Below are 5885 nucleotides of genomic sequence, written 5' to 3'. Positions count from 1 at the left end.
GTTTTGTTTCCCATCCTTTTTCATTATACACTGGATTACCAAACATCTCGACAAATCGGGCTTTAATGAGGTCATCTAATTTAACTAATTCTTGCTGTCTCATTTCAATAATACTTTGAACTTTATCCATACAAGCAATAATCTCATCCTGTTTGCTCAAATTAATTAATGGCATAATCATCTTCTTTAAATGGCTTGGTCCATAATTTAATTGTGCCGAACCAGTTATTTGCTTAAATAACTGATTTTTAAAATGTTGAGATTTTAAATAATACATAAAATATCTAATTCTTAACTGATTATCATCCAACACCTTAAATCTTATGGTGCTTGTATTCATACAAAGAGGAAGCATAGACTCATCTACAAATCCCATCTTTTTATCAATATACTCAACTTTAATTCCAGAACTAGCAATTATAAAATCACCTGCATCACATAGAAAGTGCTTGTACTTTCCATATGCTTCATCCTCTGATATGTATCTATCTGATGTTGATAAATCCACTTTACCATCCACTAAATTAGCTACATTTAGAAGCTTTACGCCTTCAGTTGTATACTGCGTATTTCTTACACCTGGACCCTCTTGAAAAAAGAGAACATTTGATATATTAACCCATGTTTTTTCCATTCTACATCATTCCTCTACGGGCTACTCGCAGAGTCCATTCGCATTTCGCTTCGCTTCATGCTCATGTTCTGCTCGTAGCCCTACAAATCCGAATTTGTCAGATTTGTATTTCCTTTCTTACAAACTTAACAATCTCTCCAACTCATCCATTTCATTCCCAATCTCCATCTCAAGATTACGGATATTAGTCATAATCTCAGATGTTGGAGGATACTCAACAGCTACATACTCAACTTCTTTATACTTGTTAATACTAAGATCATATCCATTATCCACGATTTCCTTCTTAGGAACCATAAAGGATTTTTCTGTACGTTTCCTGTCGACCTCAGCATCACGATTACGGAATCTTTCAATGATATCCGGAATATCATTTTCCACTACAGCAGAACGCTTGTCATCAAGGCTAAATCCATCTGCCTGCATATCGTAAAACCATACATTATCTGTTCCACCATAATTGGTTTTAGTAAAGATAAGAATTGCCGTTGATACTCCGGCATATGGTTTAAATACACCTGAAGGCATTGAGATAACAGCCTCTAATTTCTGATTTTCTACTATTTCCTTTCTAATATCCTTATGGGCCTTGGAAGAACCAAACAATACACCATCAGGAACAATACAGGCACATCTGCCACCAACTTTAAGCATACGAACAAATAATGCCAAGAAAAGAAGTTCTGTCTTCTTTGTTTTGCACACCTTTAACAAATCTGCTGATACAATATCTGCATCAAGACTTCCCTTGAAAGGTGGATTGGCAAGAATCAATGAATATTTATCTTTATCCGGGTTTTGATCTGACAAACTGTCTCTGTATTCTATAAACGGACTTTCTACCCTATGATTCATCATATTCATCGCACCAATACGAAGCATTGTTCTATCCATATCAAAGCCATAGAACATATGATTCATAAAATGATCTTTCTTCTGCTTGTCGTAAAAAATTTCATCTTTCTTGTTAGTCCACAGATATTCTCCTGACTCTACAAGGAAACCTGCTGTTCCGCAACTTGGATCACAAATAACATCATCAGCTTTTGGCTCCATAAGTTCTACCATCATTTTAATAATGTGGCGTGGTGTTCTAAACTGACCATTTACACCTGCTGTAGCAAGTTTTGAAAGGAGGTACTCATATACATCTCCTCTTGCATCTGAGTCATTCAACTTTGCCATCTGTGTGTATAAATCATCCATTGCATCTACAACTTTAGAAAGCATCAAAGGCGTTGGAAGTTTGAATATCGCATCATCCATATATTTAGAGAATGCACTTTCTTTATTTGCATGAAGATTCTTAATAAATGGAAACACCATTTCCTGCACAACTGAATACATTCTATCAGCCGGATAGTCCCTAAAAACAGACCACTTAAGTTGTGTTCCGTCTATAATTCTCTCACCGATTTTTACTTCCTTAGCGAAGACACTTTCATAAGGCAAGCCAAGCATAGCACTTTCTTTTGCATGCGTATTATCAGTTACATCCAAATCATGAATGAACATAAGATATGTCATCTGTTCAATGACATCCAACGGATTTGTAAGACCTCCTGTCCAGAAAATCTCCCATAAACTATCAATTCTGTTTTTTAATTCGCCTGTAATCATATTCTAATTCTCCTTATCCCAATTCCATTTATATTTTGTATAACGACCATTTCCTATCTTGATAATTTTCTCTTCTTTTACCAACTCAGTTAATGTTCTCTGTACCGTTGTTGTGCTTATTCCCGGTGTGGCTTCAACAATCTCAGCCTTTGTAATTGTACCTAAATGATTCTTAATAAGTTTCTCTATCCTGTCTGATTTAGGCACTTTCTTTTCTTCCACAATCTGCGCTCTATCAAAGAATTCTCTATAAGCGGCTACAATAATCCCTAGAATATATTTTACAAAAGGTTCGTAATTATTCGCACCTTCCAGCCATCCCTGCGAGCTTTCCTGAAGAGCATCATAATAACTACTCTTTGTTCGTTCTATCAGTTTTTCCAAACTAATATATTTACCAACAATATAATCATTCTGATAAAGAAGTAATAACGTCAACAATCTGCTAATTCTTCCATTCCCGTCATTAAACGGATGAATACACAAAAAGTCAATGATAAACATAGGTACAATCAGGAGTGCATCTGCTTCACTTCTGTTAATCGCCCCATTATAAGCATCACAAAGTTCTATTATTGCCTCTGGCGTTTCCCACGCGGATAGTGGTTTAAATCTTACAAACTTATTACCCTTTACATCTTCTTCCTCAATTATGTTATCAGTGCTTTTAAACTTGCCTCCATTCGAAGATGCATTTTCAAATTTATACAAATCTCTATGAAGCTGTAAAATGAATGTGTCACGGACTGGAATATGTGAAAAGTTCTCATGTATCGTACCAAGCACATCCCTATATCCTGCAATCTCACGTTCATTTCTTGTCTTAGGCATTGTCTTATCCAAAACAATTTTTTTCAAACGTTCATCCGAGGTATAGACGCCTTCTATTTTATTAGAACTCTCTGTACTTTGTATTTTTGCCACCTCAACAAGACTCTCTAATACATCTGCATAGCGTTCCGCAATCAATCTTTGCTCACCCTTGTATTCATGAATTGTTGTAAGATATCCAACAATCTCTGGTGTCAGCAATTTTTTCCATTTTTCTGTGTAATCAAATTTTCTCATTTTAATTACCTCATTATCAAATTAACTTCGTCATTTTATATAAAATGACTTAATTGAATTATATTCCCTGGCTACATAATTTTCAAGTTGAATTTCCTTATCTGTATGAATTAGTCTAATTTCTTCTGCTTTGGATTGTATTAACATACATAAAATATCATTAGTATTCACTTTAAATTATTATCTTCCCTGTAAACTAAAGAAAGTTTTTTATAGATTTCTTCATCTTCTGTTATTGTTACATTCTGTTGTAATGATTTTTGTTTTGCAATTATTTTTAGTTGCTTTTTTATTTTGCAATCATTTTTAATTGCTTTTTTATAAATGTGACTTATTTTATGTCACATTTATAATTTATCACATATTGTAATACTTTTTAATAATATTAATGTGCACTCAAATTACTTTTGCAACTATGAATATCATACTTTACAATCTTCTCAAGTTATAATAGTGCTCGACAAGTCTATATGCATATTTTTTCTCGCTACTAATGAAAAAAATAGGGAACTTTTATTATTTTTCTCATCAATAAAGTTCCCTAGATTTTTATGTTCTATTCTTTTCCATCACACCACAGTTTCACTCTACCATTGGTCTAAATTTGGTCTAAACTAAACTACCTCAAAACCACAGCCGCCTTATTTAAAGGAGTTTACACGATTTTCGTCAGTCCTGCCGTGGCAGATAAATAGTACTCGTATCATAAAATTCTCCTATCATAAAATGCCCTGTAATGCCGGGTTTTGCGTTGGTTTATCGACTTTTCCGAGCATCGTATTTTTCTTGTTTATAACTACACTTTTTGCAAAATACTTCAAACTGGTGCAATTCAAGGCAGTGTGTAGTAGTCAAATCGTAGTCAGTTAAGGGGGTTCAGACTACTGACGGGGATGTGCATTATTTAACGAATGGTGTTGAAATAATCGACATACCTTCTTAATTACCAACTTAAAATATTCAAACTTGTTTCCAAGAACATTTAAATCTCAATTCCCCACGGAATTATATCCTTGCCTTTACCATTTGGCTTATCCCTCCATGTTGTAAACAGAAATTTATCAAAATTATAAAAATCCGTTTCTCTATATGGATACTGGCGATCAAAACTTCCTATATTTGTAATATAGGAAGTATAAGTTGATCTTAACTCATATTCTTTATATTTCAAACTCCTATTAAGTTGCTTGTATAAAGAATAATTGAAAGCATCATCTATTTTAATGTGCTTAATCATTTCTGAATATTCTCCATCATAATCAACGAACAACGCTAAATTAATTGCACACAATGCAAACACTTCATTGTCTACTCTGCGTGAATAGTATGCTATTCCATCGTATTTCATCTTTTTACACGCCATCATTAACGATTGTGAGATAATATATTCTGACTTGAATACTCTATTTTCTTCTTTAATTACATAACAGGTTGAAAGGGTTAGAAGATACAGTTTCAACCAACAATGCACCCTATCTTCTTCAAATTCATTTAAACATCTAAAATCTCTTATAGATACAGCCAAATTAAAAATTCTTTGATTTCCTTCTAATAATATTGGTGAAACATTGAAATCTATTTCTGCCGGACACCCCATTTCTATCCAACATCCATATGAAGAATTAGCCAAATACATACTAGGATTACCATGAATACTAAATCTATAATTTCCAGATTTAGCCCTCATTGAATTAGGCAAATGTAACATATCTTTAGCTGTAAATGTCTTGTTTGGAGTTCCCAGTCTACTTCTGAAGAATTGCAACTCATTGGTCTTAATTCCCGGAAAAGCCTCACTGTTATTAACCGAATTTACTGCAAATGGATTATCTCCTATATTCTTTACCAATTCCAAAATAATATTGTTACTTTCTGCTATATCAGCCTTATAATACAAATCTAAGGATTCCAATATTTTTGTACTAAAAAAATCTATAATATCCAAACTTTCCTTATCAGCATTGGCATTTTTTGCCTGTTCCATAACTATTTTATATTTCTTCTCTAAATCGTCTCGATAATCTACATCCTTTTCTAGCTTGAATGGTGCATATAAATCTTTACATATAAATCCATTTTTCAACCATGTTAATTTCATTTTTTCGATACCAACCTTCCATGCTTATGTAAAAGACACAATCTGTCCTCCTGCAGCAATATATTAATTTCAATAAAGTTCAATTTTCAATTCCTATTTTACCACATAAACTATATCTTCACCAGTCAAAAAGACACCCAAGCCAATAGCCTGAGTGTCCTCAAAATCTCTTCCTTATTATATTATCAAACCACCTTGAACATATTCTGTTTCAAAGGCTTATCATCCGTATCTGAAATTCCCATCTCTTTTCTGGCATTTTCCAATCCCTGCATCTTCTGAAGTTCCTTCTCGGCATCCTCAAGTCCTACATGGGTATACACATTGAGCGTCACAGCTATATCCGAATGTCCCATCAAATACTGTAGTGTTTTAGGATTCATGCCGGACTTTGCCATATTGGAACAATATGTATGTCTGCAAACATGTGGATGTGTCAAGTATAGGACAAAAAAAATTTTATTT

General features: G+C 33.6%; 5 protein-coding genes. All 5 read right to left on the bottom strand.

What is annotated here, in order from left to right; translation table 11 throughout:
- Nucleotides 1-634 (bottom strand): restriction endonuclease subunit S (locus ABMA45_RS01125; RefSeq protein ID WP_348029881.1); only part of this gene is annotated, 634 nt, incomplete at its 3' end.
- A 117-nt stretch (nucleotides 635-751) separates the two neighbouring features.
- Nucleotides 752-2254: a class I SAM-dependent DNA methyltransferase gene (locus ABMA45_RS01120; protein WP_022088044.1), complete on the bottom strand. Its 1503-nt coding sequence runs from the start codon at nucleotides 2252-2254 to the stop codon at nucleotides 752-754.
- A 3-nt stretch (nucleotides 2255-2257) separates the two neighbouring features.
- The gene (locus ABMA45_RS01115) at nucleotides 2258-3322 is read right to left on the bottom strand and encodes a Fic family protein (protein WP_022088043.1); all 1065 of its coding nucleotides are present in this window, start codon (nucleotides 3320-3322) and stop codon (nucleotides 2258-2260) included.
- Nucleotides 3323-4304: 982 nt separating this feature from the next.
- Nucleotides 4305-5420 carry a hypothetical protein gene (locus tag ABMA45_RS01110; protein WP_022088042.1) on the bottom strand — a complete coding sequence of 372 codons (1116 nt, stop codon included), beginning with the start codon at nucleotides 5418-5420 and terminating at the stop codon, nucleotides 4305-4307.
- Between the two features lie 185 nt (nucleotides 5421-5605).
- The coding region (locus ABMA45_RS01105) for a tyrosine-type recombinase/integrase (RefSeq protein ID WP_348029880.1) at nucleotides 5606-5885 on the bottom strand (280 nt) is incomplete at its 5' end.

This window comes from Eubacterium sp. CAG:156 (assembly GCF_000434315.1).
Lineage (GTDB): Bacteria > Bacillota > Clostridia > Lachnospirales > Lachnospiraceae > Eubacterium_U > Eubacterium_U album.
Note: the sequence above shows the minus strand (reverse complement) of the source record. Positions and strands in the feature narration are given on the sequence as shown.

Coding starts and splice junctions, on each gene's coding strand:
- ABMA45_RS01110 (WP_022088042.1), bottom strand. CDS start 5,420: ATGAAATTAACATGGTTGAAAAATGGATTTATATGTAAAGATTTATAT.
- ABMA45_RS01120 (WP_022088044.1), bottom strand. CDS start 2,254: ATGATTACAGGCGAATTAAAAAACAGAATTGATAGTTTATGGGAGATT.
- ABMA45_RS01115 (WP_022088043.1), bottom strand. CDS start 3,322: ATGAGAAAATTTGATTACACAGAAAAATGGAAAAAATTGCTGACACCA.